Source organism: Streptomyces sp. NPDC006711 (genome assembly GCF_042869775.1).
Taxonomy (GTDB): domain Bacteria; phylum Actinomycetota; class Actinomycetes; order Streptomycetales; family Streptomycetaceae; genus Streptomyces.
The window spans coordinates 229,950-256,834 of sequence record NZ_JBIAGO010000006.1; the positions used below are offsets into that span (position 1 = coordinate 229,950).

A 26,885-nucleotide genomic window follows, 5' to 3' on the forward strand; every position below is an offset into this window, starting at 1 on the left:
AAGCCATTGACAAGCATTGACGCAGAAGGGGCGGCGCACTAACTTCGCTATACGGATTGTTGATTCCGTGAAGCGGAAAAGTTTCGACCGTGTGGAGGGTGCAGGATGGGTCAGCAGGAGCAGGTGGCGACGAGCCTCGCCGGCGTCGTCAGCGAGGAGATCAGCGCCTCGCTCGTCACCGTGGACCAGGAGCTCGCCCGCCGGTACCCGGGCGACCCCGGCACCCGCCAGCCCGTCCACACCGTCTACGTGCCCGGTGACGCCTTCGATGCGGGCACCATCCGCTCCTGGGGCGACCAGGCGCTCGCCGCGCTCGACGAGCACGCCCCCGACGCCGCCGCCCTCGCCAAGGTCCTCGGCATCAGCGACGAGCTCGCCGCGCCCGTGTACGACCGCGTGCGCGCCAAGCTCACCCGCGAGCCCATCGAGGACCTGCGCGTCGACTTCGAGGACGGCTACGGCCCGCGCCCCGACGCCGAGGAGGACGCCGACGCCGCCCGCGCCGCCCGCCTCATCGCCGAAGCCTTCGCGAACGGCACCGCCGCGCCCTACATGGGCATCCGCATGAAGTGCATGGAGGCCGCCGTCCGCGACCGGGGCATCCGCACCACCGACGTCTTCCTCACCACGCTCATGCGCCACGGCGGCCTGCCCGACGGGCTCGTGCTCACCCTGCCGAAGGTGACCTACCCCGAGCAGGTCACCGCCTTCGTACGGCTGCTGGCCGCCTTCGAGAAGGCCCACCACCTGCCCGAAGGACGGCTCGGCTTCGAGATCCAGATCGAGACCAGCCAGTCCATCCTCGCCGCCGACGGCACCGCCGCCGTCGCCAGGATGATCGACGCCGCCCAGGGCCGCGCGACCGGGCTGCACTACGGCACCTTCGACTACAGCGCGTGCGTCGGCGTGTCCGCCGCCTACCAGGCCAGCGACCACCCGGCCGCCGACCACGCCAAGGCCGTCATGCAGGTGGCCGCCGCGGGGACCGGCGTACGCATCTCGGACGGCTCCACCAACGTGCTGCCCGTCGGCACCACCGGGCACGTCCACGAGGCCTGGCGCCTGCACTACGGCCTCACCCGCCGCGCCCTGGCCCGCGCCTACTACCAGGGCTGGGACATGCACCCGGGCCATCTGCCGACGCGTTACGCGGCCGTGTACGCCTTCTACCGCGAGGGCCTTGAGCAGGCGGCGGGACGCCTCGCCGCGTACGTCGCCAAGACGGAGGGCGACGTCATGGACGAGCCCGCCACCGCCAAGGCGCTCAGCGGCTACCTGCTGCGCGGCCTGGACTGCGGCGCCCTCGACACCGCGGAGGTGGGGCGCCTGACCGGTCTCACCCGCGCCGACCTGGACGCCTTCGCCTCGCCCCGGCGCGGGGTCCTCACCGTCACCGCCCCGTAGCGAAACCGGGACCGGGCGCCCCGGGCCTGTCGGTCCTGCCCCGTACTCTGTACCCGACCACCATCACCACAGGGGAACGGGGCAGCGGTGTCCACGGGGGAGAGCCAACTACTGGCCGGCCGGTACCGGGTCGTCGAACGGCTCGGCCGCGGCGGCATGGGCGTCGTATGGCGTGCCCACGACGACGTGCTCGGCCGCGAGGTCGCCGTCAAGGAACTGCGCGCCTACAACGACGCCTCCGCGCCCGAACTGGGCGACCTGCGGCTGCGGATGCAGCGTGAGGCGCGCGCCGCGGCCCGGGTGCGTCATCCCTCGGTGATCGCCGTCCATGACGTCACCGAGCACGAGGGCCGTCCCGTCATCGTCATGGAACTCATCGACGGCCCCTCGCTCGACGGCGTCCTGAGCGAGCGTGGCGTCCTGGAGCCGGCCGAGGCCGCAGCCATCGGCGTCAGCGTCCTCGAAGCGCTGGCCGCCGCCCACCGGGTGGGGGTCCTGCACCGCGACGTGAAGCCCGGCAACGTGCTGCTCGACGCCTCGGGCCGGGTCGTCCTCACCGACTTCGGCATCGCCGCCATGGAGGACCCGGGCGACGGCTCCGGGATCCCCGCCCAGTCTTCGGCCGGGGGCACCTCCCAGCGCAAGCTCACCCGCACCGGCGAACTGGTCGGCTCCCTGGACTACTTGGCGCCCGAACGGGCCCAGGGCCAGGACCCCGGACCCGCATCCGACGTCTGGGCGCTCGGCGCCACCCTGTACGCGGCCGTCGAGGGCACCGTCCCCTTCCGCCGCACCTCCACCTGGTCCACGCTCAACGCCATCGTCGTCGAGCCGCTGCCCCAGCCGCGCCGCGCGGGCCCGCTGGGGCCGGTGCTCGCGCTTCTCATGGACAAGGACCCCGCCCGGCGGCCCGACGCCACCACGGCGGCGCGGCTGCTCGCGGAGATCGCCACGGACCCGGGAGCGACGGGACCGACCGCCGTGCGCACCGCGCCACTACGGCCTGGCGCGCGGGGGGCCGAGGCGCCCCGCAGCGCCACGGTGCGCGATGTGGCGCCGCACCAACCCCAGGGCTTCGGGGCCGCGCCGACGCCGGAACCGGCGCCGGGCGCGGTGATACCCCCGCGCTTCGGGCCGCCAGTGAGCGCGGCCCCGCCCGCGCCATCGGCCCCGGCCGGGCCATCGGTCCCGTCGGCACCATCGGTCCCAACGGCCCCATCCGGCCCATCGGCCTCGGCGCCACCGGGCGAAGGGCGCAGACGCCGCACGCCGCTGATCGCGGCCGCCGCGGCAGCCGTCGTCCTCATCGGCGGCGGCGCCGGATACGCACTCCTCGGTCAGGGGAACACCGGCGGCGGGCAGCGGGCGTCCGGGTCGGCCGCCGGCGCGTCACCGGGTGCGGCGGACGACCAGGTCGGCGCCGCAGGCCTGTCGAGCCCCGGGCCCTCCGCGCGCGAGACGCCCAACTCGCCCACGCCGTCGGTGAGTTCGGGCGACGTGAAGCCGTCACGCAAGGGCGACGCGGGCAAGGCGGACGCCAAGAACGACGCCACCAGGACGCCCGATCCGAAGAAGAGCGCCCCCGGCGCCCCTGCCACGGCGTCCCCGGGCGGCGGCGCGGGTGACACGGCGCCGCCGGCCGGCAGCTGCCACGCGATCGCCGGCGGCAGGTTCGACTGCCAGGTGTGGCGCGCCGCGAAGTCCATCCGCCAGGACGGCGGCGCGGCGGGCGTGCTCAACGCGGGCACCAACTACTTCTACTGCCAGGCCGACCTCGGCCGCCGCGAGACGTACGGGAAGTGGACCAACACCTGGTGGGCCAGGACCGATGACGACAGCGGCCACAAGAGCGTGTACGTGAGCGTGGTCTATGTGAAGGGCGGCGACAACAACCAGCCGGTGCCGGGCCTGAAGGTCTGCTGAGCGGGCCGGAGCCGAGCCGGAGCGGTGCCGGAACTGAGCCGGAGCCATGCCGGAGCCGGCCGCCGGGGCTCCGGCGGCGCCCGCTACGCGTCGGCGGGCGGCGGCAGTTCGCCCGAGCCCCGCTGGATCAAGGCCGTGGGCAGGACCACCCGGGCAGGCTTCTCCCCGGCGCCGTCGAGGCGCCGGAAGAGCAGTTCGGCGGCGGTGCGGCCGAGGGTGGCGGCGTCCTGCGAAATGACCGTGATGCCCAGTAGGTCGGCCAGTTCGATGTCGTCGAACCCGACCAGGGCCACCGGGTGCGCGCGGCCCGCGAGGACCCGTACGGCCGTGACCGTCACCCGGTTGTTGCCGGCGAACAGGGCGGTGACCCCCGAAGGCCCCTCCAGCATCGACGCGGCCGCGTCCCGCACCCGCTCGGGAGAGGTCGAGCCGAGCGAGACCCAGGCATCCTCGACCGGCAGCCCCGCCTCGGCCATGGCCGCGTGATAGCCGCGCAGACGCTCGGTGGCCGTGTGGATGCGGGGCTGGTCGCCGATGAATCCGATCCTGCGGTGGCCGTGCGCGATGAGATGGGCCACGCCCGCGCGGGCGCCCCCGAAGCTGTCGGACAGGACCACGTCGGCCTCGATCCCGCCGGCCGGCCGGTCCACGAACACCGTGGCCACGCCCGCCTTTATCTCCGGTTCGAGATAGCGGTGGTCGGAGCCCGCCGGGATCACGATGAGGCCGTCGACCCGGCGGGCGCAGAACGCGAGCACCAGTTCCTGCTCCCGCTCCGCGTCCTCGGCGCTCGAACCGTTGATGAGCAGCGCCCCGTGCTCCCGCGCGACCTCCTCCACGGCGCGGCTGAGCGGCCCGTAGAAGGGGTCGGCGAGGTCTTCGAGCACCAGACCGATCGAGGCCGTACGCCCCTTGCGCAGCACCCGCGCGCTGTCGTTGCGCCGAAAGCCCAGCGCCTCGATGGCCTCCTGCACCCGGCGCTCGGTGTCGGGCGTCACGCCGGCCTCGCCGTTGACCACCCGGGACACCGTCTTGAGGCCGACACCGGCGCGCGCGGCGACGTCCTTCATCGTCGGACGGTTGCCGTAGCGGAGCTCGGAGTGGCGGGCGTTGTCGGCCACGGTGCGCTGTCCTGTCCTCGTCGGGAGCCGTCCGGCGTGCTCTGGCGGCCGGGACGGCGGGTGTGGCGTCGAGCATAGGCCCTGGACAACGTTGTCACATGCAGGGAGACTTTCATCTTGACCTGCCGATACCCGTCCTCACGAGGAGATCCGACCTCGATGCACACCGACCTCGTCGCCGCGCTCGACATCGGCGGCACCAAGATCGCCGGAGCCCTGGTGGACGCGGGGGGCCGCATCCTGCTGCGGGCACAGCGGCCGACCCCCGCCCATGAGGACGGCGACACGGTGATGCGCGCGGCCGAAGAGGTCATCGCCGAGCTGACCGGGTCCCCGTGGTGGGAGCGTACGGGCGTCGTCGGCATCGGCAGCGCGGGACCCGTGGACGCCTCCACCGGGACGGTCAGTCCCGTCAACATCCCTGGCTGGCGCGGGTTTCCACTGGTCGAGCGGGTGCGCGCGGTGACCGGCGGGCTCGATGTGGAACTGGTCGGCGACGGCGTCGCGATGACCGCCGCCGAGCACTGGCTCGGCGCCGCCCGGGGGCATGACAACGCGCTGTGCATGGTCGTGTCGACCGGCGTCGGCGGCGGCCTCGTACTCGACGGAAAGCTGCGCCCTGGCCCCACCGGCAACGCGGGCCATATCGGCCACATCAGCGTCGACCTCGACGGCGAGACCTGCCCCTGCGGCGGACGCGGCTGTGTGGAACGGATCGCGAGCGGTCCCAACATCGCCCGCCGCGCCCTGGACAACGGCTGGCGCCCGGGTCCCGACGGCGACACCTCGGCCGCCGCCGTCGCCCGCGCCGCCCGGTCCAACGACCCGGTCGCCCTCGCCTCCTTCGAGCGCGCCGCCCGGGCGCTGGCCGCCGCGATCGCCGCGACCGCGACGCTCGTCGAGATCGACATCGCCGTCATCGGCGGGGGAGTGGCCGGCGCGGGTGACGTCCTCTTCAGCCCGCTGCGCCGGGCGCTGCGCGACTACGCCACGCTCTCCTTCGTCCAGCGCCTCACCGTGGCGCCGGCCCTGACGGGCACGGACGCGGGCCTGGTGGGCGCGGCCGCGGCGGCCTCGGCGCGGCGCTCGCCCGAGGCGGCACTCCTCAAGTGACGCGCACCGCCCGGTACTTGGCGGTGGCCGGATGGCCGCGCGGTGATGGTCGCGCCGCCGGACGTTGACGTCCCGCCGCCGCGAGGGCGTTCCACCGCGGGGCGCACACCGCGGCCGGGCAACGGGCAGGGCACGGTCCGGCGCGTTCCGGCATCCCCGGCCGGTTCACCGGGCATGACCCAGGGAGGCCGCGCGGGTACCCGGTTGTGAGCCGTCGGTCGTCCCCGCGCCCATGGGAGAGAGCCGGCCCCGCCATGACCACCGTGCACGTGATGACCGGACTGCCCGCGTCGGGCAAGACCACCGCCGCGCGTGAGCTCGTCGCGTCCTGCGGTGGCCGGTGCCGCCGTGTCAGCCTCGATGACCTGCGCGCCATGTTCGACCCCGGGAGCGAGGGGCGCGGCAGGTCGCGGGCCGCGGAACGGAGCGTGCTCGCCGTGCAGGACGTGGCGGTCCGCGAGACCATCGCCGCCGGCTTCGACGTCGTCGTGGACAACACCCATCTCACTCCGCGCGTCCCGGGGCGTCTCAAGGCGGCCGTGGCGGGGCGGGCGCGGTTCGTGGTGCACGACTTCACCGGCGTGCCCCTCCAGGAGTGCCTGCGCCGCGACGCGGCCCGCGCCAGGCCGGTCGGTGACGCCGTCATCCGCCGTCTGGCCGCCCGGCACGCCCAGGCGGTACGCGCCGGCTGGCGGCTCACGGCCGCCTGGCTGGAGGACACGGCGGCCGTGGCCGGAGCCGAGCCGTACACCCCGGACGCGTCGCTGCCCAGCGCGGTGCTGTGCGACATCGACGGCACGCTCGCCCTCGGCGCACACCGCCATCCGTACGACTTCACGCGCTGCGAACGGGACGGCCTCAACGGGCCCGTGCGCGACGCCCTGATCGGCTTCCGGCAGACGCACGGGGACAGGATCGTGCTGCTCTCGGGCCGGAGCGAGGACTTCCGGGCGGCGACCCGCGCCTGGCTCGCCGCGCACGAGGTGCCCTACGACGAGTTGTGGATGCGGCCCTCCGGCGATCTGCGGCGTGACGACGTCGTGAAGACCGAGCTGTTCGACGCGTACGTCCGCCACCGCTACCGCGTGCGGATCAGCCTCGACGACCGCGACCGTGTGGTCGCGGTGTGGCGCCGTCTGGGGCTGCCCACCTGGCAGGTGGTTCCGGGCGCCTTCTGACCGGGCGCGCGGCGCGGCCCGGCGCCGGGCGACCTCAGCCGACCCGCTCGGGCACGGACTGCGTGACGACGACCAGGAACGCGTCGCTCTCCAGGTCCATCACGACCTCCGCGGCCAGGCCCTCGTTCCTGCGGTCGTGAGCGAACGCCTCGGCGGTCCAGTGACCGCGCGGGTCGCCCGCGGGAAAACGTTCCAGTACCGTACGACGCATTTCGTCGCGCCCCCTTGTTCGTCTCGTTGGGCACCCGCACAACGACGCCCGCGCCGTCGGCGTTACGGCCCCCCGTGGCCGGTGCTCGTAGACCAGGACGCGAAGCGCGGCCCCATGGTGGCAGGCGGCAGGCAACAGCCCGGCCACAGTTGTGATGTGACCGAGGAGGCCCCGGCCGCCCACGCGATTTAGTGGCAGGGTGTTGCGGGCAGTCCACTGGGGGCTACGAAGAGGGGGAACCGTGATCGTTTGGATCAACGGTGCGTTCGGCGCGGGCAAGACGAGCACCGCGCGCGAACTGATCGACCTGATCCCGGACAGCACGTTCTACGACCCCGAGGTGATGGGCGGGGCGCTACGGCATCTGCTGCCGCAGAAACTTCTCGCGCAGGTCAGCGACTACCAGGATCTGCCGATCTGGCGGCGCCTGGTGGTGGAGGGCGCCGCCGCGCTGCACGCCGAGGTCGGCGGCGTACTCGTGGTGCCGATGACGCTCCTGAGACAGGAGTACCGGGATGAGATCTTCGGTGGGTTCGCCTCCCGCCGCATACCCGTACGGCATGTGGTGCTCACTCAGGAGGAAACGATCCTGCGGGCGCGGATAGCGGCCCGCGTGGAGTTCCCCGACGACCCGGAGGCCGACGAACAACGGGTCCGCAAATGGGCGTATGAGCACATCGAGCCCTTCCGGCGCGCGCTCGGCTGGATCGCCGCCGACGCCCACGCCGTCGACAACAGTGTGCTCACGCCCCGCGAGAGCGCCGAGCGCATAGCCGAGGCGGTCCGCTCCGGGGCGGCCCGGGCCTGCGCGATCGTGCAGACCCCCGAGCCCACCGCCGAGACGCTGGCCGCCGGGGTGCTGCTCTTCGACGAACAGGACCGCGTGCTCCTGGTCGACCCCACCTACAAGCCGGGCTGGGAGTTCCCCGGCGGCGTCGTCGAACGCGGCGAGGCACCGGCGCGGGCCGGCGTCCGCGAGGTCGAGGAGGAGCTGGGTGTCCGGCTCGAGCGCGTACCGCGCCTTCTGGTCATCGACTGGGAGCCGCCACGGCCGCCGGGCTTCGGCGGCCTGCGGCTGCTGTTCGACGGCGGCACGCTCGACAGCGCGCGGGCCGGTGAGGTGCTGCTGCCCGGCGCCGAACTGCGCGGCTGGCGTTTCGTCAGCGAGCGCGAGGCGGCGGGACTGCTGCCGCCCGCCCGGTTCGAGCGGCTTCGCTGGGCGCTGCGGGCGCGGGAGCGGTCAACCGTGCTCAATCTGGAGGCCGGAGTCCCGGTCGGCTGAGGCCTTCATGACGGCCGCCGCGTCCTTCGTCAGCGGGTCGCCGTGCCCGAAACAGACGGTGTCCGCGCCGAGCGCCGCCAGCCGGCGGAAGGAGGCGAGCGCCCGCTCCCGGTCAGTGTTGAAGACGCCCAGCATCACCTGACCCACCCCGGCCACACTGTCCCCGGTGAACAGCACGCCGTGGCGCGGCAGATGGATGGCCATCGACCCGTCGGTGTGGCCGGGGGAGTGGACGACGAACGCGCCGTCACCGAAGCCCAGCGCGTCCCCGTCGCCCACCTCGCGGTCCACCCGGGTCGCAGGCGCCTGAGGGACCGTCAGCGCGTGTTCGTACAACGGCACTTCCCAGTCCAGGAGCACCGGCTCGGGCGTCGGGGCCTCGCCCCGGATCACCGGCGCGTCGAGCCGGTGCGCGACCACCTCGGCGCCGTGGCGGGCGGCGAGTTCTTCCGCCGAGCCGTAGTGGTCGCGATGGCCGTGCGTGATCACGATCCGCCGGATCGCGCCCGGATCGAGCCCGAGGCCGCGCACCGCGTCCTCGATGGGCGCCGCGGCGTTCGCGTCACCCGCGTCGATGAGCGTCAGGCCGTCGTCGTCGCGCCACACGTACGCCTGGCCGATGGCGAAGCGGAACATGTGCAGCCGGGGGAGGACGGGAAGGAGATCCATGGGGCGAACGTACGTCCCCGACGCCGTCCGCCACCCGGATCTACGCTCACGGCGATGTCCGCCGAGCGCGTAACCTCTCTGCCGCCGGTGACTCAACCGCGCTTTGACTGGGCGTAGTTGATGAGGAAGTGGGCCTCCGCGACCGACAGGCGCTCCAGCTCCTGGGGGGACACGCTCTCGTTCACCGCGTGGATCTGCGCCTCGGGCTCGCTGAGGCCGATCAGCAGGATCTCCGCCTGCGGGTAGAGCGCCGCCAGGGTGTTGCACAGCGGGATGGAGCCGCCCATGCCGGAGGACTGCATCTCCTCGCCCGGGTAGGCCACCGCCATCGCCTCGGCCATCGAGGTGTACGCGGGGCTTGTGATGTCCGCGCGGAACGGCTGGCCCTGGCCGACCTGCTCGAAGGTGACCCGGGCGTTCCACGGCACGTGCTTCTCGATGTGGGCGTAGAGCAGCTTCGTCGCCTCGGCCGCGTCCTGGCCGGGCGGCACCCGCAGGCTGATCTGCGCGCGGGCGCTCGCCGGGATGGACGGCGTGGCCCCTGCCACCGGGTGGCAGTCGATGCCGATGACCGTGATGGCCGGGCGGGCCCAGATGCGGTCGGCGACGGTGCCGGTGCCGGGCAGCGACACGCCGTCCAGGACCTTCGCGTCCTGCCGGAACTCCTCCTCCGGGTATTGCAGACCGTCCCACGCGGCGTCCGCCGCAAGGCCCTCGATCACCGTCTGGCCGTGCTCGTCGCGCAGCGAGTCCAGGACGCGGATCAGCGCGGCCAGCGCGTCCGGCGCGGCGCCGCCGAACTGGCCCGAGTGCAGATTGCCCTCCAGGGTCTCGACGCTCACGCGGATCATGGTCATACCGCGCAGCGTCGCCGTCACCGTGGGCAGTCCGACCCGGAAGTTGCCGGTGTCACCGATGACGATCGCGTCCGCCGCCAGCAGGTCGGGGTGCGCCTCGGCGTACTGTTCGAGGCCGCCCGTGCCCTGCTCCTCGGAGCCCTCCACGATCACCTTGACCGAGACGGGGACACCGCCGTTGCTCTTGAGGGCCCGCAGCGCGAGCAGGTGCATGATGAACCCGCCCTTGCAGTCGGCGGCGCCCCGCCCGTACCAGCGGCCGTCGCGCTCGGTCAGTTCGAACGGCGGGGTCACCCACGCGGACTCGTCCAGCTTGGGCTGTACGTCGTAGTGCGCGTACAGCAGGACCGTGGGAGCGTCGGCGGGGCCGGGCAGCAGCCCGTACACCGACTGCGAACCGTCGGGGGTGTCGAGGAGCGCGACGTCCTGGAATCCCTCGGCGCGCAGTGCGTCGGCCACCCAGTTGGCGGCGGCCTCGCACTCGCTCCTGGGTGCCACCGCCTCGTCCGCCACCGACTGGAAGGCGACCAGCTCCGTCAGCTCCGCTTTGGCGCGGGGCATCAGGGAGGCGATGGTCTCGGCGATCGGATGTGCGGTCATGGGCACGCTCCTCGTGGGTGCGACGTTGTAGGTACACACATACGTTGGTGCACATGTGTGTACCGCGAAGATGTGGCCGATCCTGCCACAACGGGCCAGGACAGGAAGGCGGGGCTACTGCCCCGTAGGATGCGGTCGTCAATACGGGCACTGGTCTGATGGGGAGCACAGGCACATCGTGAGCAGCGAGAACGCAGACGCCGGCACGGACGGACCCCTGGGGAAGCACCAGGGCGAGCCCGCCGCCGAGCCGGTGACGGATCCGGCCACGGCGCCCGTCTGGGACGTCGTGGTGGTCGGCGCCGGACCGGCGGGAGCATCGGCGGCCCACGCGGCGGCCTCGGCGGGGCGCAAGGTGCTGCTCCTGGAGAAGGCCGAGCTGCCGCGCTACAAGACCTGTGGCGGCGGCATCATCGGCCCCTCGCGCGACGCGCTGCCCCCCGGCTTCGAGCTCCCCCTCCAGGACCGGGTGTACGCGGTCACCTTCTCCCTGAAGGGGAAGCTGACCCGCACCCGCAGGTCCAAGAAGATGCTGTTCGGCCTGATCAACCGGCCCGAGTTCGACGCGGGCCTGGTCGCGCTCGCCGAGAAGGAGGGCGCCGTGGTCCGCACCGGCGTCACCGTCTCGAAGGTGGAACAGCACGGCTCGGCCGTCCCCGACCGCCGCACCGTCGCCGTGATCCTGGCCGACGGCGAGACCGTCCTGGCGCGCGCCGTGGTCGGCGCCGACGGCAGCGCGGGCCGCATAGGAGCACACGTCGGCGTCAAGACCGACCAGGTCGACCTGGGCCTTGAGGCCGAGATCCCGGTGCCGCCGAGTGTGGCCGACGACTGGGCGGGACGGGTGCTCATCGACTGGGGCCCCCTTCCCGGCAGTTACGGATGGGTCTTCCCCAAGGGCGACACCCTGACCGTCGGCGTGATCTCGGCCCGGGGCGAAGGCGCCGCCACCAAGCGCTACTTGGACGACTTCATCGCCCGGCTCGGCCTCGCGGGCTTCGAACCGGCCATCTCCTCGGGCCACTTGACGCGCTGCCGCAGCGAGGACTCGCCGCTCTCCCGTGGCCGGGTCCTGGTCTGCGGCGACGCGGCGGGCCTGCTGGAGCCGTGGACGCGCGAGGGCATCTCCTTCGCCCTGCGCTCGGGCCGGCTCGCGGGAGAGTGGGCGGTGCGCATCGCCGAGTCGCAGGACGCCGTGGACGCCCGCAGGCAGGCCCTGAACTACGCGTTCGCCATCAAGGCCGGCCTCGGCGTCGAGATGGCGGTGGGACGCAGGATGCTGTCGCTCTTCGAGAAGCGTCCGCTGCTGCTGCACGCCGCGATCACCGGTCTGCGCCCGGCCTGGAAGGCCTTCGCCGACATCACGCGCGGCGCCACCACGTTGGCGGGCCTGGTCCGTACGCACCCGATGGCGCGGCGCGCCCTGGACACCGTCGACCGCTGAGCATGCCCTGGGGGCTGGGGGCTGGGGGCTGGGGGCTGGGGGCCGGGAGCCGGGGCCCATCGCCTGCCCCGCGCCCCTGGGGCCGGGCCCGCGCCGGGCGCCGCGCCCGCGCCGCGCCCCCGAGGCCGGGCCCGCGCCGGGCGCGCCTGCCCCGCGCCCCTGGGGCTGGGCCCGCGCCGTGCCCCGAGGCCGCGCCCGCGCCGAGCGCCGGGCTCTCGCCGCGCCGCGCTCCCGCCGCGTCGCGCGGTCACGTGGCCGACGCGGGCCCGAGAGGTGTCACGGGCTGGTGATGGTGACGCGGAAGACCGGGTGGTCGGGAGCCACGCGGCGCAGCTCCGCGTCGCTCGACGTCGGCCCCACGCCGTCGAAGAAGGCGCCCACCTCGGCCTTCCAGCGCGTGAGGTAGGCGCGCAGCAGTGCGGGCTTGTCGTCGTCGGCGACCTCGACGGCGGTGAACACCTCGGTCTTCCGGCCCAGGTGCAGCTCGCCGCCCCCGGCCGCGCGCATGTTGTGCGTCCACTGGACGTGCCCGCGCGGCGCCACCAGATAGTGCGCGCCGTCGACGGTCAGCAGGTTGACCGGGGTACGCCGCCATTCGCCGCTCTTGCGGCCACGGACGGCGAGGACGCGCGAGCCCCAGACGCTGATGCCGCGACGGGTCATCCAGGTGACGGCCCGGTTGAGGACGTTGACGGTGAACCAGCCGGGCTTTTGCACGTGTGGGGTTGCGGATGCGGACATCGGGCGTCTCCCTGAGACTGAGAGAGCGGTGCTCTCATTCGTGAGCAGTGTGCACCCGTGCGGTGCTCCGAATCAAGAGCACCGCTCTTGAAAAGGTCCACCGATCTGTTTCATGTGCATCGATCGCGTTCTTGGTCGGTGCTCTCCAAGCTGGCAGACTGGTGCCATGAGCACCGTCCAGGGAGCCCGCGAACGGGCACGGATCGAAGTCACCGCGGCCATCAAGGACGAGGCGAGAAAGCAGCTGGCGGCCGACGGCGCGACCAAGCTCTCCCTCCGCGCCGTCGCCCGCGAACTCGGCATGGTCTCCTCGGCGCTCTACCGCTACTTCCCGAGCAGGGACGACCTCCTGACCGCCCTCATCGTCGACGCCTACGACGCCGTGGGCGAAGCCGCCGAGCTCGCCCTCGCCCAGCAGCGCAAGGCCGCCGCGCCCAAGGCCCGCTGGATCGCCGTCTGCCGCGCGGTACGCGCCTGGGCGCTGGCCCACCCCCACGAGTACGCCCTCATCTACGGCACCCCCGTCCCCGGCTACACCGCGCCCGAGGCGACCGTGGGCCCCGCCTCGCGCGTCGGCCTCGTCCTGCTGTCCATCGTGCGGGACGCCCAGCGCGGCAAGGGCATCGCGCTGCCGCCGCTGGCCGCCCCGCTGCGTGCCGAGGCCAAACGGATGGCCGCGGACCTCGCCCCCGACCTGCCGCCCGCGGTGGCCGTCGCGCTCGTGGCGGCCTGGGTGCAGCTGTTCGGCCTCATCTCCTTCGAGGCGTTCGGCCAGTTCCACCGGGTGGTCGAGGACCGCGAGGCGTTCTTCACGCACGCCGCCGAACAGCTCGCCCTCTCGGTCGGCCTGGTACTCCCGGCGTAGTACCCGCGATCACCTCGTCCGGCGGACGCCCCGGCCGGGGCCCCGGTCTAGCGTGGCCGGTATGGAAGAGGAGCAGCCACCGCGCGCCGCCCGCCGGAACGGCCCGTCCCGGCGCCACGACGGTTCGCCCCGGCGGCAGCGCGGGGGCCCGCCGTGGGGGCCGCGCGGCCGGCCGTGGGGACCGTTCGCAGAGGAAGGCCGTTCCGCCCGGCCGCCCTGGGTGTCGACGGCCGCGCTCACGGTGTTCGTCCTGGCCGGCAGCCGCTTCGCCGCCCACGCCCAGCACGGCCGCGCCCCGCTCGACGCCTTCGCCGTGCTGCTGCTCGTCGCCAGTTGCGGGGTGCTGATCGTGCGCGGGCGCCACCCCGTCCTCGCCGTGTTCGCCACCTCGGCCGCCGTCCTTGTCTACCTCGGCGCCGGATATCCCTACGGGCCGGTCTTCCTGCCCGTGGCGGTCGGCTGCTTCGCCGCGGTCGTGGCCGGGCACCGCCGCCAGGCGTGGGGCGTGGTCGGCATGCTCTGGCTCGGCGACCTCCTGGTCGCGCACTGGCTCTACCGGTGGCTGCCGCCGCGAGGGGACTCCCCGGCGCCATGGGGTCAGGAACTGGGCATCGCCGCCTGGGCGGTGGCCATCCTCGCGCTGGCCGAACTGGTCCGGGTCCGCAGGGAGCAGTGGCTGAGGGAGCGGGCCGCGCGGCACGCCGCCGCCCGTCGCCGCGCGGACGAGGAACGGCTGCGGATCGCCCGCGAACTGCACGACGTGCTGGCCCACAGCATCTCGGTCATCAACGTCCAGGCCGGCGTCGGCCTGGCCCTCCTCGACTCCGACCCGGAGCAGGCCCGCACCGCCCTGACCACCATCAAGTCCGCGAGCAAGGAGGCGCTGGGCGAGGTGCGCCAGGTCCTGGAGACGCTGCGCACGCCGGGGGACGCGCCGCGCTCCCCGGCGCCAGGACTCGACCGGCTCCCCGAACTCCTCGAACAGGCCGCCGCCGCGGGGCTGACCGTGCGGACCACGACGAGCGGCCGGCGCCGCGCGCTGGCGCCGGGCACCGACCTGGCCGCCTTCCGGATCGTCCAGGAAGCCCTCACCAACGTCGTACGCCACTCCGCCGCGCGCACCGCGCACCTGACGCTCGGCTACGAACCCGGCGCCCTCGTGCTGAGCGTCGAGGACGCGGGGCCGCCCTCCGCCGCGCGGCCCGACGACGGCGGGGAGCAGGGCGGTGGCAACGGTCTGATCGGGATGCGCGAGCGGGCCGCCGCGCTCGGTGGCACCATCGACGCGGGGCCGCTGCCGCACGGCGGCTTCCGGGTCGGCGCCCGGCTCCCGCTGACCGGCGGCCCCGCCGCCCGGCGCCCGTCCGCCGACGACCCCGAGGAGACCTCGTGATCCGCGTCCTGCTCGCCGACGACCAGCTCCTGGTGCGTGCCGGGTTCCGGGCGCTGCTCGACGCGCAGGGCGACATCGAGGTGGTGGGCGACGCCGACGACGGCGAGCGGGCGCTGGACCTGGTGCGTGAACTGCGCCCGGACATCGTCCTGATGGACATCCGGATGCCCCGGCTCGACGGCCTCGCCGCGACCCGGCGCATCACATCCGATCCGGAGCTCGCGGAGGTGAAAGTGATCATGCTGACCACCTTCGAACTCGACGAGTACGTCTTCGAGGCCATCCGCGCGGGCGCCTCGGGTTTCCTGGTGAAGGACGCCGAACCGCAGGAGCTGCTGCGGGCGGTGCGCGCGGTGGTCGGGGGCGACGCGCTGCTGTCTCCCGGGGTGACCCGGCGCCTGATCGCCGAGTTCGCGGCGCGCTCGAAGGAGCCGGCCGCCGCGGACGCCCTGGCGGCGCTGACCGACCGGGAACGCGAGGTGATGGCGCTGGCCGGCATCGGACTTTCCAACGAGGAGATCGCCCGCAGGCTGGTGGTCAGTCCGCTGACCGCGAAGACGCATGTCAGCCGCGCGATGGTCAAGCTCGGCGCCCGCGACCGGGCCCAACTCGTCGTACTGGCCTACGAGTCGGGGCTCGTGCGCCCCGGCTGGCTGGGCTGACGCGGACCGAGGCCCCCGGCGTGGGGAAAGCGCCACAGGACGTGCACGGTGCGCCAGACGAACACGACGAGGGCGCAACCGCCGCCGAGCAGGAGCAGCACCCGCCGCAGGGGGTGGGGCAGTTCAAGGGCGTAACCGGCTCCGGCGATGGCGCCGAACACTACGGCCGCCGCGAACAGGGCGCTGGCCAGCGCGTATCCGAGCTCGATGGTGATGGCGTCCCGCTCGGCCCGGCTCCGTGTCCCCATGCGCGAAGTCTCACAGCAGGGGTGGCCGAGGAGCAACCGGCGCCCCTCGGCCACCCCTCCCCCCGAGTGCCGGTCCCCAGCACGTTACATGTGCGCGCATTGATTGCGTACGCATTTAATGCTCCCGCAACAAAAGTGCTTGGCTCTGCTACCGTGCCGCCATGGCAGCTGACAAGCCCGAGCGCCTGCTCGTGGAGGAGTGGCGGGACCTTCTCGCGGTGCACGCACGCACGACCTGCGAACTCGACCGCGAGCTGCACGCCCACGGGCTCGGCGCCAGCGACTTCGAGGTCCTGGACGTACTGGCCGAGGGGTGCGGGGGCGACCCGGGCCGCGCGGTGCGGGTGCAGGAGCTGGCGTCACGGATCCATCTGAGCCAGAGCGCGCTGTCCCGTCTGATCGGACGCCTGGAGAAGGACGGCCTGGTCACGCGGGGCATGTGCAGCGAGGACCGCCGCGGGGTGAGCGTGTCGATCACCGAGTCCGGCCGGGCCCGCCACGCGCGGGTGCTGCCGCTCCAGCGCGCGGTGCTCGCCCGGATGCTCACCCAGCGCCCGGGTTAACAGAACCCTCAACTCCCGTACGAACGAAGCGCGTTGGGGCCGTGGCCCGGTTCAGTTCTGGGGCGCCGTCGCGTGGCGGGCCGTGTAGCCGATCAGCGCGGCACCGGCCGCGAGCGCGGCGACCGTGGTCAGGGCGACCGGCAGCGAGGCCCACTCGGCGATCAGGCCGATCGCGGGCGGCCCGAGCAGCATGCCGCCGTAGCCGAGCGTGGACGCCGCCGCGACCCCGCCGGGTCCCGCGAGCGCGCCGGCCCGCTGGACGGCGACGGGGAAGATGTTGGCGAGTCCCAGACCCATCACGGCGAAGCCGGCCAGGGCGAGCCAGACGTTCGGCGCGAGCGCTCCCAGCAGCATCCCGGCGCAGGCCGTGAGGCCGCCGGCGACCAGCGTCCTGGTCTGGCCGAGGCGTTCCAGGAGCGCGGTGCCCGAGAGCCGGCCGGCCGTCATCGCGAGGGCGAACAGCGAGTAGCCGACGGCCGCGACGCCCGGCGCCGCCGCCAGGTCCTGCTCCAGGTGCAGGGCGCCCCAGTCCGCCATCGCGCCCTCGCCGTAGGCGGTGCAGAGCGCGATCAGGCCGAAGAGGAGCACAAGGCGCCGGGCCCGTCCGGTCAGGCGCTGTCCCGGTGCGTGCGCGGTCCGCGCCGGCGCGGGGGCCGGATACCGCAGCAGCACCCGGCCGGCCAGCGCGGTCACCACGAGCCCGACACCGGTGAGGGCCAGCAGGTGCGCGGCGGGGGAGAGCGCGCCGGCCACCAGCGCGCCGATGCCCGCCCCGACCATCCCGCCGAGGCTGAACGCCGCGTGGAAGCTGGGCATCACCGGGCGGCGGAGCGCCGCGACCAGGTCGACGGCGGCGCTGTTCATCGCCACGTTGACCCCGCCGTACGCGGCGCCGAACACCAGCAGCACCAGGCCGAGCGTGAGCGCGGAGTGGGTCGCGGGCGGAAGCGCGATGGCCAGGGCCATCAGACCGCCGCAGGCGACGGTCACCGGATGGCTGCCGAAGCGGTGGCAGAGCCGGCCGGTGAACACCATCGTCACCACCGCGCCGGCCGAGACCCCGAGCAGGGCGAGCCCGAGCTCGCCCGCCGAGGCCCCGGTCTGCTGCTTGATCGCGGGGATGCGGACGACCCAGCCGGCAAAGAGGAAGCCGTCGAGTGCGAAGAAAACGGTCAGGGCGGAGCGGAGGCGGAACAGGGTGGGTGCGGCGGTGTCTGAGCCTTGGCCCCCCGGAGCGGCCGTCCGTACTTTGTTTAGTAGCGGCACAAACTCAGGATAGGGGCAGGACGGGGGGCGCTTCAACCGGCGGGACCGGGTGCCTTCGGGGGCGGCGCCGCTTCACCGCGCCGCCGCGTCCCCGATGTGCGGCCGGGGCGCAGGGGCGGCTTCCGCCGAGGATCATGGGAGACTCGCCCCCATGAACGGCAAGGCGACCACCACCCGGAGCAGGCTGGACAGGGGCCGTGGCGCGCTCGGACCCGCCCTGGAACTGGTGCACACCGGCCGTGCGCCCACCCGTGCCGTCCTCACCGCCGAACTGGGAGTCACCCGCGCCACCGCCGGTGCCGTCGCCGCCGAACTCGAAGCGCTCGGCCTCATCCAGGTCGACTCGCGCCCCGCCGCGGCCGGCTCCCAGGGCCGCCCCTCCCACCGGCTCGCCGTCCATGAGGCGGGACCCGTCGCGCTCGCCGCCCAGGTGCATGCCGACGGCTTCCGTGCCGCGCTCGTCGGCCTCGGCGGCGAGATCGTCGCCACCGACCCCGGCTGCGTCATCGTCTCCGCCGACCCGGCCCAGGTGCTCGGCGCCGTCGTCGAGGCGGGGGCCGCGCTGCTCAAGGGCAGCGGCCGTCGCTGCGTGGGCGCGGGCCTTGCCGTGCCCTCGGCCGTCGCCGATCCGGAGGGCACCGCGCTCAACCCGCTCCACCTGGCCTGGCCGGCCGGCTCCCCCGTACGGGAGATCTTCGCCGAACGGGTGCGCGCGGCCGGCATCACCGGCCCCGCCTTCACCGGCAACGACGTGAACCTCGCGGCGCTCGCCGAGCACCGTCACGGCGCGGGCCGGGGCGCCCAGCACCTGCTGTGCGTCGCCACCGGCCACCGGGGCGTGGGCGGCGCCCTGGTCCTCGACGGCCGTCTGCACACCGGGAGTTCGGGCCTCGCCCTCGAAGTGGGCCACCTCACCGTCAACCCCGACGGGCGCCCCTGCTACTGCGGCAGCCGGGGCTGTCTCGACGTCGAGGCCGACCCGCTCGCCTTCCTCACGGCGGCCGGACGCACGCCCGGGCCCGAGGTCTCGCTCCTCGAACAGTCACGGGCCCTGCTGCGCCACGAGTACGCGGACGTGTCGGTGCGCCGGGGCGCCGAGGAGCTGATCGACCGGCTCGGCCTGGGTCTCGCCGGCCTCGTCAACATCCTCAACCCCGACCGCATCATCCTCGGCGGCCTGCACAAGGCGCTCCTCCAGGCCGACCCGGACCGGCTGCGTGCCGTCGTGGCGGACCGCAGCCTGTGGGGCCAGAGCGGCGGCGTGCCGATCCTCGCCTGTTCCCTCGACCACAACAGCCTGGTCGGAGCAGCCGAGTTGGCGTGGCAGCCGGTGCTCGACGACCCGCTGGCCGCGCTCGCTCACCAGGCGTAGACCCGCGCCGGATTGGCGACGAGGATACGGTCCACCAGCTCATCGCCCAGCGTCAGCGCGAGCCTGGGCCGCACCCGGCGCAGCAGATACGGCATGCCAGGGGTGTCCGGCGTGACGGTGTCCCCGCCGAGCAGCAGCCGGTCGGCGAACCCCGCGTCGGCGAGCGCGGCCAGCGCCTCGGGCATCCGCCAGTCGGTGGCGTGGTTGGCCCGCGACGGCCCGTCGAAGGCCAGGTGGGCGCCCGCCTCTGCGGCCAGGCGGTGCACGGCGAAGTCGGGGGAGCGGTTGAGGTGACCCAGGATCACCGAGCCGGGTGCCACCCCCAACCGACCGCACAGCAGGTCGAGTACGTCGAGCGCGCCGGTGCCGAGCTCCAGATGGACGGCGATCGGCGCCCCCGTGACATGGTGGGCCTCGGCGGCCGCGCGCATCGTGAACGTGGCATGGTCATCCAGGCCGTGGAACCCGCCCGCCACCTTGATCAGCCCGGTCCGCACCCCGGTGGCGCCGACGCCCTCGGTCAGCTCGGTGACGAAGAGCTCGGCGAGCCGGCCTCGTACGCGACGGATCAGCTCGTCCGGGTAGTGGGAGGCCTGGTGCAGCCCGGTGGCGGCGATGACGTGGACCCCGAAGTCCCTTGAGAGTGCGGGCAGTTCGGCGACGCGCCGGCCCATGCCGTACGGGGTCCACTGCACCACCGTGCCGCCGCCGAGCTCACGGAACGCGCCGAGCGCGGCCGCCGCGCGGCCCACGTCGGCGAGCTCCTGGCCGGGCAGGAGCGGGCTGCGGATGAAGAGGTGGTCGTGCGCGTCGACGACACCGAGCCGGTCGGCCGCCACCTCGCCGAGCACCGTGCGGACCGCGCTCACCAGTGCCGCCCCTGCCGCAGGCCCCGGCGTCCGGGCTCCGACACACGCAGCACCTGGAAACGGTCGCCGGGAGCCGGTGGGTCGCTCTGTTCCCACAGCGTGAACCGCACCAGCTCCCAGCGGCTCACGTCGATGGCGACGGCGCTCAGCACCGCCCCCGGCCCCGGGTCCGCCGCCGCCTCGCGCGCCACGAAAGCGCCCGGCTCGACCCCCTCGGGGACCGGCACGCACAGACGGGTCGCGCTGACCGGCGCCGCCGTGGACGCGGGCCCCTCGGTGTGGGCGAGGCCCGCCCAGTGCCGTACCCGAGGGCGCCCGAAGTCGTCGACGATCCCCTGGAATCCGGGTCCCCACAAGAACGCGTTCATGCCCTCGGAGCTGGCCCAAAGGTAGAACGGGGCATAGGAGTTGACGGGGGATCCGTCGGCGCGTTCACGTATCAGATAGGCCTTGAGTCCGAGTCCGGGGAAGTCGTCGAGGAGATGGCCCCGGGTGGCGACACGCTTGCGAATGATCTCCATGTCGTAGTCGGCGGGCAGGGTGATCTCGTACTGCATGGCCTGCATGGCGTCCTCCTCAGGAAGCGGGACCGGTCGCGGACGGGCAGGCGTCGGCCCCCACGTGGGCGTCGACCCCCACGTGGGCGTCGGCCTCCACATGGCGCCCCCACTCGGTGGTCGTGCCGTCGGCGGCCGCCTCCACGACCGCGAGATGCGTCATGAAGGTGCGCGGCCCCGCTCCGTGCCAGTGCCACTCGCCGGGCTCGATCCAGACCGTGTCGCCCGCCCTGATCGGTTCCGCCTCGCCGCCCCGGCGCCGCACCAGGCCCTCGCCCTCGGTCACATGGAGCACTTGGCCGTGCGGATGGCGGTGCCAGGCGGTGTGCGCGCCCGGCGCGAAGTGGACGCTGAATATCCGCAGCGGGGAAGGCAGTTGGGAGCCCGCGATCTCGTCGAGCCACACCGCGCCGGTGAAGTGCTCGGCCGGTCCGGTCGCGGTGTCGGGGCGTTGCCGGATGATGTGCACGTAACAGCCGTCCTGTCAGGAGGAGTTGACGGAGTGTAAAAAGGGTTACCGGGGCGCCAGCAGGGAGAGCAGGCCGCGTACTCCCGCGTCGAACGCGTCGGGCGAGTCGGATGCGCGGGCCAGCACATAGCCGCCCTGGACGGTCGCCACCACGGTCGCGGCGATCTCGTGGGGGACAATGGAGGGCGCGAACTCGCCCCGGTCCAGGCCCTCTTGGACGATCCCGGCCAGTCGGCCGCGCAGCCAGTCGAGCGTTTCGTCGACCGGCGCGCGCAGCACTGGGTCGGCGATGATCTCGGGGTCCATTGTGAGGCGCCCGACGGGGCACCCGCGCAGCACGTCGCGTTCGCGCAGCAGATACGCCTCGATGCGCTCGTAGGCAGTCCCGTCGCCGCCGAACGTGGCCTCGGCCGTGGCCCGCATCTCCTCGGCGGTGCGCCGGATCGCGGCGAGCGCCAGATCGGGCTTGCCCGCGAAGTGGTGGTACATGCTGCCCTGGCCCGCGCCCGCCTGCTGCTGGATGGCCTTGGGGCTGGTCCCGACGTACCCCCGCTCCCACAACAGCTCGCGGGTGGCGGCGATCAGACGTTCCGAAGTGCTCATGGGCCCACTGTACATACCAGTAGGTACAGAATCCAGAGGGCCGGCCGGAGGTGGAGGACGGGAGAGGGGGAGGGGGAGCGAGAGGGAGTACGCGCCCGGGCCCGGTCTGCTCCGGCGGGGGTAGAGCGACGGCCGCCGGCCGTACGACGACCCGGGCCCCCGGCGGCGGGAGGCTCGAAGGAGGAACAGACCACGCCCACCGAGGAGCTGACCGAGATGAACACGCTGGCCTATGGCGGACCCGGGCCCGGGCCCTGGATCCTTCTCTTCCCGCTGGTCTGGGCGGCGGTGATCCTCACCATCGTCACCGTGGCGCGCCGCGCCGGATGGCGGGGCCGCCCGCGGCCGTGGCGCCCGGCCGTCGACGAGCGTTCACCCCTCGCCGTGCTCGGCCGGCGGTTCGCGGCGGGAGAGATCGACGAGGAGGAGTACTGGCGCCGGATCTCCGTCCTCGAGGAACACTTCGGACGGAGCAACCTCACGGGGCCGGGCAAAGGCGCGGCATGAGCGTCACCGAGGGCGGGCCGCAGCGCTGAGGGGAGGCGCGAACGCGCCGCGCGACGGCGCGTGCACCGGCCTGTCGCGCCGCGACCGGTCAGCCCGCGCGTCCGGTCAGCCCGCGACCGGTCAACGCGTGGCGGTCTTGACCCGCTCGCGCACCGGGCGCGGGCGGCTCTCCGTGAAGGCGGGCGTGGCCGTGGGCTCGTACAGCGGGTACGGAGGCAGGGCCACGGCGGGGGAGGGGGCGGCGAGCGTGAACCACACGGTCTTGCCGGACTCGCCCAGCGGGCGCACCCCCCACGCCTCGCTCACGGCGGCGATCAGGGAGAGCCCGCGGCCGTTGGTGGCGAGGGTGTCGGCCTTGCGCACCGAGGGGAGGGTGGGGTCGTGGTCGTGGACGGAGATGGTGAGCCGGTCGAGCAGCAGCTCGATCTCCACCGTGCACATCTTGTCCGGCTCGGCATGCCGGTGGACGTTGGTCAGCAACTCGGTGACGCAGAGCGCCGCCTCGTCTATCAACGGATCCAGATGCCAGTAGCGCAACTGCGCCGATACGATTCTGCGGACCTGTCCGATCCGCGACGGCAGGGCTTGGAGCTCCACCGTGCACTGCCTGCTTGGCTGGCTGATCACGGTTGCGACTCCCCGATTAGGTCCGGAAGTAGCTGTCTGGTCCGGCGGCGGCCTTACTCAGAGCGTCACCGCCGGTAAACCCTGAGTGATGTCACACCAGCGTGAACCAGGGGTGGGCCGTCCGCAACTCGCGCCCCCCGGGCCGCACGCGTCTCAGGGGTGCGCGCCATGGGTCGTCTGCCGGATGGCCTGGAGAAAGCGCCGGGTCAGATCGGGCCCGCGTGACCGGCCGGCCTCGCCGCCCATCGTCAGCCGGTAGCGCGTGCCGTTCAGGCGCGCCACCGTCCGGTCCTCCTTCGCGAGCCAGGGCAGCCAGGGCCGCGCCGCGCTGACCGCGTCGACGGGCGCGCTGTCGATCTCGCGGCCGTTGCTGGTGAGCAGGGCGAGCCGACCGTCCTTGATCAGCACCTCACCGGCTCTCGTCAGCGAACGCGTCCACCGCTCGATCCGTACGCCCTTCGCACTGAATTCGGGTTCCGCCATGACCGTCCGGCCCCCTTCGCACCGTTCCTCCTGGGCAGTCTGCACAACGACGAGCCTACGCACCAGGGTGCGAAGGGGATCGGGTCCGCGCCAGCGTCGTCCAGTGCCCACCACGCGTCCCACAAGCCACTCCTATGGATGCCCAAAGGGAACGTTTGTGCAGGTGAGAGCGGTATTGTCGGGAGTGGGGGCGGCACGCACACAGGACGAGGAGTGGCATGGAAACCATTGATGTGGACCGGAGCGATCCGCAGTACCGGGCCTGGCTCAAGGAGGCCGTCCGCAAGGTCCAGGCCGATGCCAACCGCTCCGCCGACACCCATCTCCTGCGCTTTCCGCTGCCCGAGTCGTGGGGCATCGACCTCTATCTGAAGGACGAGTCCACCCATCCCACCGGCAGCCTCAAGCACCGCCTGGCCCGCTCGCTGTTCCTGTACGGTCTGTGCAATGGCTGGATCCGGCCGGGCAAGCCGGTCATCGAGGCGTCCAGCGGCTCGACCGCCGTCTCCGAGGCCTATTTCGCCAAGCTGATCGGCGTGCCGTTCATCGCGGTCATGCCCCGCACCACGAGCCCGGAGAAGTGCCGGCTGATCCAATTCCACGGCGGCCAGTGCCACTTCGTCGACGACTCGATGAAGATGTACGAGGAGTCCGCCGCGCTCGCCGCCGAGACCGGCGGCCACTACATGGACCAGTTCACCTACGCGGAACGGGCCACCGACTGGCGCGGCAACAACAACATCGCCGAATCCATCTACCAGCAGCTGAAGTTGGAGCGCTTCCCGGAACCCGCCTGGATCGTCGCCACGGCCGGGACCGGCGGCACATCGGCCACCATCGCGCGCTATGTGCACTACATGCAGCACGACACGATGATCTGCGTGCCCGACCCGGAGAACTCCTGCTTCTTCGACGGCTGGACCCAGGGCGACCCGCTCGCCGCAAGCGACTGCGGCTCGCGCATCGAGGGCATCGGCCGGCCCCGCATGGAGCCCAGCTTCGTGCCGGGGGCCATCGACCGGATGATGAAGGTCCCGGACGCGGCGAGCGTCGCGGCGGTCCGCGCCCTGGAGAAGGCGATCGGCCGCAAGGCGGGCGGCTCCACCGGCACCGGACTGTGGAGCGCGCTCAGGATCGTCGCGGAGATGGTCGCCGAGGGGCGCACCGGCAGCGTCGTCACCCTGCTGTGCGACCCGGGCGACCGGTATCTCGACAAGTACTACTCCGACACCTGGCTCGCCGAACAGGGCATGGACATCGCCCCGTACACCGCGACGCTCGACACGTTCCTGGCGAGCGGGGTGTGGTCCGCCCACTGACGGACCGCCCTCGTCCGGCCACGGCGCGATCGCTGCCCGTGCGGCGGCCCCCGGCGCGTGCCAGGGTGACGTCATGGACACGCGACCGGTAGCCGTCGCCGTAGACGGATCCGACCACAGCCTGCGGGCCCTTGAATGGGCCGTTCCCACCGCCCGCAGGCTGGGCGCCGAGCTCGTGATCGCGCACGTCCTGCCCGACTCCACCCAGCTCTGGGCGGCCCGCAGGTCCGCGCTCGGGCCCGGTCCCGAACTCAACGACCCGGTCACCGACCGGGTCCGCGCCGCGCTGTCCGGCCGCGACGGACTGCCCTCGGTGCGCTACGACTCGCTGGAGGGCGACGTGCCCGACGCGCTGCACGCGCTGGGCGCCGGGGCGCGGATGCTGGTGATGGGCTCACGCGGGCGCGGCGGCTTCGCCAGCCTCCTGCTCGGCTCCAACAGCCTGGCCGTGGCCACCCGGGCGCCCTGCCCGGTCGTCGTGGTGCCGCGCCTGGCCCGCACAGGGCAGGACGAGCCGACGGCCGGGCGCGTCGTGCTCGGGCTCCACCTCGCCGACACGGCCGACGAGGTGATCGAATTCGCCTTCGTGGAGGCGGCGGCCCGGGGCGTACCGCTCCAGGTGATCACCGCCTGCCCCGGGCCGCCCCCGGCCGCGCTGATGGTCGCGGGCGAGTTCCCGCCCGCGGCGCTCGACCGCGACCAGTACGAGGGCGCCGAGCGCGATGTGACACGCGAACAGAGCGACCGGCTCAGCCGCTTCCGAGAGCGGTTTCCCGGCGTCGAGGTGGACCCCGTGATCGCGCCCGCCGACGCGGCGGGCCATCTCGTGGACGCCTCGGCCTCGGCGGCCCTGATCGTCGTGGGCCGCCACCGCCGACGGCTGGCGCCCGGCGCCCTGTTGATGGGCTCGGTGGCCCACGCGGTGCTGCACCACACGGAGTGCCCGGTGGCGGTGGTGCCGGTCCACGGCGACGCCTGAGCCGGGCCGTGGCCCGTCAGGGCTTGGACGGGGTGCTCGCCAGATGACGTCCCAGGTTGCGCATCGCGCCCCGGAACGACTGGCCGATGCCCGGCGCCGCGGCCCGCATCGCCACACGGAACAGCGCCGGACCATCGCTCGCCATCGTCCAGCGCACCGTCGTGCCGGCGCCGGCCGGCGTGAGCCGCCAGTCCTCCACCAGGGCGCTCACGCCGGGGACGTTGGTCTCGTCGATGCGGTAGGCATACCGCTCACCCGGGTCGCTGGCCAGGATCGTCTCGCGGAAGAACACCCCGCCGCGCAGCCTGATCTCGCGGCCCGCGCCGCCGTCGAGCGGGCGGGCGGCGACGACCGAGGTGAACCAGAGCGGTGTTTGGGCCACCTCGTCGGCGAGCGCGCGGTGGACGGCGCCCGGGCCGGCCGGCACGTGGGCCGTGAACACCAGGCGCACCGGCGCCGACGTCGCGAAGGTGAGTTCCATGGGCCTGAGCCGGCGAGCCATGACGCCTACCTCCGAAGAGCCGGGTGCGCGCGAGAGCCCGTCCACCCTAGCTGGCGTGACGTCAGTTGTCTGTGCCGCTCCCGCTGTCGTCCGCCCCGCCGTCGGGGCTCTCGCCCGCCACCACGAGGTCCCGCAGATGTTCCGTCATCTGCGCGCGGGCCCGGTCGGAGAGGCCCGCGTCCGTCACCAGGGAGTCGACCTGGTCGAGCATGGCGAACGAACTCAGGCCCACCGTGCCCCACTTGGTGTGGTCCGCGATTACCACGACCCGCCGCGCCGAGTGCACGAACTGCCGATTGGTCTCCGCCTCCGCCAAGTTGGGCGTGGACAGGCCCGCCTCCGCCGAGATGCCGTGCACCCCGATGAACAGCACGTCGAAGTGGAGGGAGCGGATCGCCGCGTCGGCGACCGGGCCCACCAGCGTGTCCGAGAGCGTGCGCACCCCGCCCGTCAGGACCACCGTCGCCGCTCCCGGCCGGGGACCGGAGCCGGCCGACGAGCGCTGCGCGGCATGGAACACGTCGGCCACCTGCACCGAGTTGGTCACCACCGTCAGATCGGGAACGTCCACCAGCTGCTGCGCCAGGGCGTAGGCGGTCGTGCCGCCGGCCAGCGCGATGGCGCTGCCGGGCACGGCCATCCTGGCCGCCTCCCGCGCGATGTCCTGCTTGGCGCTCAGTTCGAGCGCCGACTTCGCCTCGAAGCCCGGCTCGTGCGCCGTGGCCTCGGCGACCGGCACCGCGCCGCCGTGCACCTTCTCGACCGCGCCCTGGCGCGCCAGCGCGTCCAGATCGCGGCGGACCGTCATGTCGGAGACGTTGAGTTTCCGGGTGAGTTCGTTGACCCGGACCCCGCCGCGCCGTCTGACCTCGTCGAGGATCAGCGCGCGACGCTGCTCCGCGAGCAGATTCTGGTGGTCGCTCACTGCCGGGCCGGTCCCTTCCCATCGTCGAACACACTCGCCGGGCACACCTGCGCCCCCGGGCTGCGGCCCCCCATCCTGTCACGGGGAGATTCCGTGAGAGCACCGCACCTGAGCACCCGGATCCGGGATCCTG

The 26,885-nt window shown here is 73.4% G+C and carries 29 protein-coding genes; 14 read left to right on the top strand and 15 right to left on the bottom strand.

Translation table 11 applies throughout. The features are described from left to right. Nucleotides 1-105: 105 nt before the first annotated feature. Together ACFYM2_RS15610 and ACFYM2_RS15615 are read left to right on the top strand one after the other, a co-directional pair. Nucleotides 106-1,404: a DUF6986 family protein gene (locus ACFYM2_RS15610; protein WP_388836529.1), complete on the top strand. Its 1,299-nt coding sequence runs from the start codon at nt 106-108 to the stop codon at nt 1,402-1,404. Nucleotides 1,405-1,491: 87 nt separating this feature from the next. Next, nucleotides 1,492-3,327, top strand: a complete 1,836-nt coding sequence (locus ACFYM2_RS15615) for a protein kinase (RefSeq protein WP_388836532.1) — start codon at nt 1,492-1,494, stop codon at nt 3,325-3,327. A gap of 83 nt (nt 3,328-3,410) precedes the next feature. On the opposite strand, the gene ACFYM2_RS15620 is transcribed toward ACFYM2_RS15615, so the two are convergent. Beyond that, on the bottom strand, nt 3,411-4,448 hold the full coding sequence (locus ACFYM2_RS15620; RefSeq protein WP_358995666.1) for a LacI family DNA-binding transcriptional regulator: 1,038 nt from the start codon (nt 4,446-4,448) through the stop codon (nt 3,411-3,413). 159 nt (nt 4,449-4,607) lie between these two features. Between ACFYM2_RS15620 and ACFYM2_RS15625 the strand changes: the two genes are divergently transcribed. After that, a complete protein-coding gene (locus tag ACFYM2_RS15625; RefSeq protein WP_358995669.1) occupies nt 4,608-5,561 on the top strand; it encodes an ROK family protein in 954 nt (317 codons plus the stop codon). A gap of 254 nt (nt 5,562-5,815) precedes the next feature. Continuing rightward, a complete protein-coding gene (locus ACFYM2_RS15630; RefSeq protein WP_388836535.1) occupies nt 5,816-6,739 on the top strand; it encodes an AAA family ATPase in 924 nt (307 codons plus the stop codon). Between the two features lie 34 nt (nt 6,740-6,773). On the opposite strand, the gene ACFYM2_RS15635 is transcribed toward ACFYM2_RS15630, so the two are convergent. Beyond that, nucleotides 6,774-6,950, bottom strand: coding sequence for a hypothetical protein (locus ACFYM2_RS15635; protein ID WP_350229028.1), 177 nt, complete (start codon nt 6,948-6,950; stop codon nt 6,774-6,776). Nucleotides 6,951-7,191: 241 nt separating this feature from the next. On the opposite strand from ACFYM2_RS15635, the gene ACFYM2_RS15640 reads away from it, so the two are divergent. Beyond that, nucleotides 7,192-8,232, top strand: coding sequence for an NUDIX domain-containing protein (locus tag ACFYM2_RS15640; RefSeq protein WP_358995674.1), 1,041 nt, complete (start codon nt 7,192-7,194; stop codon nt 8,230-8,232). Here ACFYM2_RS15640 and ACFYM2_RS15645 read toward each other — a convergent pair. Beyond that, the gene (locus ACFYM2_RS15645; protein ID WP_388836538.1) at nt 8,191-8,901 is read right to left on the bottom strand and encodes an MBL fold metallo-hydrolase; all 711 of its coding nucleotides are present in this window, start codon (nt 8,899-8,901) and stop codon (nt 8,191-8,193) included. The genes ACFYM2_RS15640 and ACFYM2_RS15645 overlap by 42 nt on opposite strands. Before the next feature lie 92 nt (nt 8,902-8,993). Continuing rightward, nucleotides 8,994-10,358, bottom strand: a complete 1,365-nt coding sequence (locus tag ACFYM2_RS15650) for a dipeptidase (RefSeq protein WP_388456864.1) — start codon at nt 10,356-10,358, stop codon at nt 8,994-8,996. Between the two features lie 178 nt (nt 10,359-10,536). Between ACFYM2_RS15650 and ACFYM2_RS15655 the strand changes: the two genes are divergently transcribed. After that, nucleotides 10,537-11,802 carry a geranylgeranyl reductase family protein gene (locus ACFYM2_RS15655; protein WP_388836541.1) on the top strand — a complete coding sequence of 422 codons (1,266 nt, stop codon included), beginning with the start codon at nt 10,537-10,539 and terminating at the stop codon, nt 11,800-11,802. A gap of 276 nt (nt 11,803-12,078) precedes the next feature. Here ACFYM2_RS15655 and ACFYM2_RS15660 read toward each other — a convergent pair whose 3' ends face one another. Then, nucleotides 12,079-12,543, bottom strand: a complete 465-nt coding sequence (locus tag ACFYM2_RS15660; protein WP_388836545.1) for a nitroreductase family deazaflavin-dependent oxidoreductase — start codon at nt 12,541-12,543, stop codon at nt 12,079-12,081. Between the two features lie 166 nt (nt 12,544-12,709). On the opposite strand from ACFYM2_RS15660, the gene ACFYM2_RS15665 reads away from it, so the two are divergent. The 3 genes from ACFYM2_RS15665 (at nt 12,710) to ACFYM2_RS15675 (ending at nt 15,463) form a co-directional block, all read left to right on the top strand. Continuing rightward, on the top strand, nt 12,710-13,408 hold the full coding sequence (locus ACFYM2_RS15665; protein WP_388836548.1) for a TetR/AcrR family transcriptional regulator: 699 nt from the start codon (nt 12,710-12,712) through the stop codon (nt 13,406-13,408). Between the two features lie 61 nt (nt 13,409-13,469). Continuing rightward, complete coding sequence (locus tag ACFYM2_RS15670; protein ID WP_388836551.1) at nt 13,470-14,801, top strand: sensor histidine kinase; 1,332 nt, start codon at nt 13,470-13,472, stop codon at nt 14,799-14,801. Beyond that, the gene (locus tag ACFYM2_RS15675; RefSeq protein WP_388456858.1) at nt 14,798-15,463 is read left to right on the top strand and encodes a response regulator; all 666 of its coding nucleotides are present in this window, start codon (nt 14,798-14,800) and stop codon (nt 15,461-15,463) included. The genes ACFYM2_RS15670 and ACFYM2_RS15675 overlap by 4 nt, the downstream gene beginning before the upstream one ends. Here ACFYM2_RS15675 and ACFYM2_RS15680 read toward each other — a convergent pair. Next, complete coding sequence (locus ACFYM2_RS15680) at nt 15,424-15,711, bottom strand: DUF6332 family protein (RefSeq protein WP_350229020.1); 288 nt, start codon at nt 15,709-15,711, stop codon at nt 15,424-15,426. The genes ACFYM2_RS15675 and ACFYM2_RS15680 overlap by 40 nt on opposite strands. A 161-nt stretch (nt 15,712-15,872) precedes the next feature. Here ACFYM2_RS15680 and ACFYM2_RS15685 point away from each other — a divergent pair, with 161 nt between their 5' ends. Next, nucleotides 15,873-16,274, top strand: coding sequence for a MarR family transcriptional regulator (locus tag ACFYM2_RS15685; protein ID WP_350229019.1), 402 nt, complete (start codon nt 15,873-15,875; stop codon nt 16,272-16,274). Nucleotides 16,275-16,325: 51 nt separating this feature from the next. Here the strand turns inward: ACFYM2_RS15685 and ACFYM2_RS15690 are convergent, their stop codons facing one another. After that, nucleotides 16,326-17,540, bottom strand: a complete 1,215-nt coding sequence (locus ACFYM2_RS15690; protein ID WP_388836555.1) for an MFS transporter — start codon at nt 17,538-17,540, stop codon at nt 16,326-16,328. 151 nt (nt 17,541-17,691) lie between these two features. Here ACFYM2_RS15690 and ACFYM2_RS15695 point away from each other — a divergent pair, with 151 nt between their 5' ends. After that, nucleotides 17,692-18,912 (top strand): ROK family protein, encoded by a 1,221-nt coding sequence (locus ACFYM2_RS15695; RefSeq protein ID WP_358995698.1) that lies wholly within the window; start codon nt 17,692-17,694, stop codon nt 18,910-18,912. Here the strand turns inward: ACFYM2_RS15695 and ACFYM2_RS15700 are convergent. The 4 genes from ACFYM2_RS15700 to ACFYM2_RS15715 are packed head-to-tail and all read right to left on the bottom strand — an operon-like array spanning nt 18,900 to nt 21,425. After that, the gene (locus tag ACFYM2_RS15700; RefSeq protein WP_388836558.1) at nt 18,900-19,781 is read right to left on the bottom strand and encodes a phosphotriesterase; all 882 of its coding nucleotides are present in this window, start codon (nt 19,779-19,781) and stop codon (nt 18,900-18,902) included. The genes ACFYM2_RS15695 and ACFYM2_RS15700 overlap by 13 nt on opposite strands. Then, on the bottom strand, nt 19,778-20,347 hold the full coding sequence (locus ACFYM2_RS15705) for a DUF4865 family protein (protein ID WP_388836561.1): 570 nt from the start codon (nt 20,345-20,347) through the stop codon (nt 19,778-19,780). Before ACFYM2_RS15705 ends, ACFYM2_RS15700 begins: the two co-directional genes overlap by 4 nt. 10 nt (nt 20,348-20,357) lie before the next feature. After that, entirely contained in the window at nt 20,358-20,807 is a 450-nt protein-coding gene (locus tag ACFYM2_RS15710) for a cupin domain-containing protein (RefSeq protein ID WP_388456850.1), read from the bottom strand. Between the two features lie 45 nt (nt 20,808-20,852). Further along, complete coding sequence (locus tag ACFYM2_RS15715; protein ID WP_388836564.1) at nt 20,853-21,425, bottom strand: TetR/AcrR family transcriptional regulator; 573 nt, start codon at nt 21,423-21,425, stop codon at nt 20,853-20,855. Between the two features lie 201 nt (nt 21,426-21,626). On the opposite strand from ACFYM2_RS15715, the gene ACFYM2_RS15720 reads away from it, so the two are divergent. Then, entirely contained in the window at nt 21,627-21,917 is a 291-nt protein-coding gene (locus ACFYM2_RS15720; protein ID WP_358995710.1) for an SHOCT domain-containing protein, read from the top strand. 120 nt (nt 21,918-22,037) lie between these two features. Here the strand turns inward: ACFYM2_RS15720 and ACFYM2_RS15725 are convergent, their stop codons facing one another. Then, on the bottom strand, nt 22,038-22,544 hold the full coding sequence (locus ACFYM2_RS15725) for an ATP-binding protein (RefSeq protein WP_358995713.1): 507 nt from the start codon (nt 22,542-22,544) through the stop codon (nt 22,038-22,040). A 153-nt stretch (nt 22,545-22,697) separates the two neighbouring features. Then, the gene (locus ACFYM2_RS15730) at nt 22,698-23,027 is read right to left on the bottom strand and encodes a hypothetical protein (RefSeq protein WP_358995716.1); all 330 of its coding nucleotides are present in this window, start codon (nt 23,025-23,027) and stop codon (nt 22,698-22,700) included. Between the two features lie 218 nt (nt 23,028-23,245). Here ACFYM2_RS15730 and ACFYM2_RS15735 point away from each other — a divergent pair, with 218 nt between their 5' ends. After that, nucleotides 23,246-24,346 carry a PLP-dependent cysteine synthase family protein gene (locus tag ACFYM2_RS15735; protein WP_358995719.1) on the top strand — a complete coding sequence of 367 codons (1,101 nt, stop codon included), beginning with the start codon at nt 23,246-23,248 and terminating at the stop codon, nt 24,344-24,346. 73 nt (nt 24,347-24,419) lie between these two features. Continuing rightward, nucleotides 24,420-25,325, top strand: a complete 906-nt coding sequence (locus ACFYM2_RS15740; protein ID WP_388836567.1) for a universal stress protein — start codon at nt 24,420-24,422, stop codon at nt 25,323-25,325. Between the two features lie 16 nt (nt 25,326-25,341). On the opposite strand, the gene ACFYM2_RS15745 is transcribed toward ACFYM2_RS15740, so the two are convergent. Both ACFYM2_RS15745 and ACFYM2_RS15750 read right to left on the bottom strand, forming a co-directional pair. Beyond that, a complete protein-coding gene (locus tag ACFYM2_RS15745; RefSeq protein WP_388836569.1) occupies nt 25,342-25,827 on the bottom strand; it encodes an SRPBCC family protein in 486 nt (161 codons plus the stop codon). Between the two features lie 61 nt (nt 25,828-25,888). Continuing rightward, nucleotides 25,889-26,752, bottom strand: coding sequence for a DeoR/GlpR family DNA-binding transcription regulator (locus ACFYM2_RS15750; protein WP_350229009.1), 864 nt, complete (start codon nt 26,750-26,752; stop codon nt 25,889-25,891). Between the last annotated feature and the right edge of the window lie 133 nt (nt 26,753-26,885).

What these genes read in the sequence shown, in the direction of transcription:
- ACFYM2_RS15610 (WP_388836529.1), top strand. Translation starts at nt 106, where the DNA reads ATGGGTCAGCAGGAGCAGGTGGCGACGAGCCTCGCCGGCGTCGTCAGC.
- ACFYM2_RS15625 (WP_358995669.1), top strand. Translation starts at nt 4,608, where the DNA reads ATGCACACCGACCTCGTCGCCGCGCTCGACATCGGCGGCACCAAGATC.
- ACFYM2_RS15630 (WP_388836535.1), top strand. Translation starts at nt 5,816, where the DNA reads ATGACCACCGTGCACGTGATGACCGGACTGCCCGCGTCGGGCAAGACC.
- ACFYM2_RS15635 (WP_350229028.1), bottom strand. Translation starts at nt 6,950, where the DNA reads ATGCGTCGTACGGTACTGGAACGTTTTCCCGCGGGCGACCCGCGCGGT.
- ACFYM2_RS15645 (WP_388836538.1), bottom strand. Translation starts at nt 8,901, where the DNA reads ATGGATCTCCTTCCCGTCCTCCCCCGGCTGCACATGTTCCGCTTCGCC.
- ACFYM2_RS15650 (WP_388456864.1), bottom strand. Translation starts at nt 10,358, where the DNA reads ATGACCGCACATCCGATCGCCGAGACCATCGCCTCCCTGATGCCCCGC.
- ACFYM2_RS15660 (WP_388836545.1), bottom strand. Translation starts at nt 12,543, where the DNA reads ATGTCCGCATCCGCAACCCCACACGTGCAAAAGCCCGGCTGGTTCACC.
- ACFYM2_RS15665 (WP_388836548.1), top strand. Translation starts at nt 12,710, where the DNA reads ATGAGCACCGTCCAGGGAGCCCGCGAACGGGCACGGATCGAAGTCACC.
- ACFYM2_RS15670 (WP_388836551.1), top strand. Translation starts at nt 13,470, where the DNA reads ATGGAAGAGGAGCAGCCACCGCGCGCCGCCCGCCGGAACGGCCCGTCC.
- ACFYM2_RS15680 (WP_350229020.1), bottom strand. Translation starts at nt 15,711, where the DNA reads ATGGGGACACGGAGCCGGGCCGAGCGGGACGCCATCACCATCGAGCTC.
- ACFYM2_RS15685 (WP_350229019.1), top strand. Translation starts at nt 15,873, where the DNA reads ATGGCAGCTGACAAGCCCGAGCGCCTGCTCGTGGAGGAGTGGCGGGAC.
- ACFYM2_RS15695 (WP_358995698.1), top strand. Translation starts at nt 17,692, where the DNA reads ATGAACGGCAAGGCGACCACCACCCGGAGCAGGCTGGACAGGGGCCGT.
- ACFYM2_RS15705 (WP_388836561.1), bottom strand. Translation starts at nt 20,347, where the DNA reads ATGCAGGCCATGCAGTACGAGATCACCCTGCCCGCCGACTACGACATG.
- ACFYM2_RS15715 (WP_388836564.1), bottom strand. Translation starts at nt 21,425, where the DNA reads ATGTACAGTGGGCCCATGAGCACTTCGGAACGTCTGATCGCCGCCACC.
- ACFYM2_RS15720 (WP_358995710.1), top strand. Translation starts at nt 21,627, where the DNA reads ATGAACACGCTGGCCTATGGCGGACCCGGGCCCGGGCCCTGGATCCTT.
- ACFYM2_RS15730 (WP_358995716.1), bottom strand. Translation starts at nt 23,027, where the DNA reads ATGGCGGAACCCGAATTCAGTGCGAAGGGCGTACGGATCGAGCGGTGG.
- ACFYM2_RS15735 (WP_358995719.1), top strand. Translation starts at nt 23,246, where the DNA reads ATGGAAACCATTGATGTGGACCGGAGCGATCCGCAGTACCGGGCCTGG.
- ACFYM2_RS15740 (WP_388836567.1), top strand. Translation starts at nt 24,420, where the DNA reads ATGGACACGCGACCGGTAGCCGTCGCCGTAGACGGATCCGACCACAGC.
- ACFYM2_RS15745 (WP_388836569.1), bottom strand. Translation starts at nt 25,827, where the DNA reads ATGGCTCGCCGGCTCAGGCCCATGGAACTCACCTTCGCGACGTCGGCG.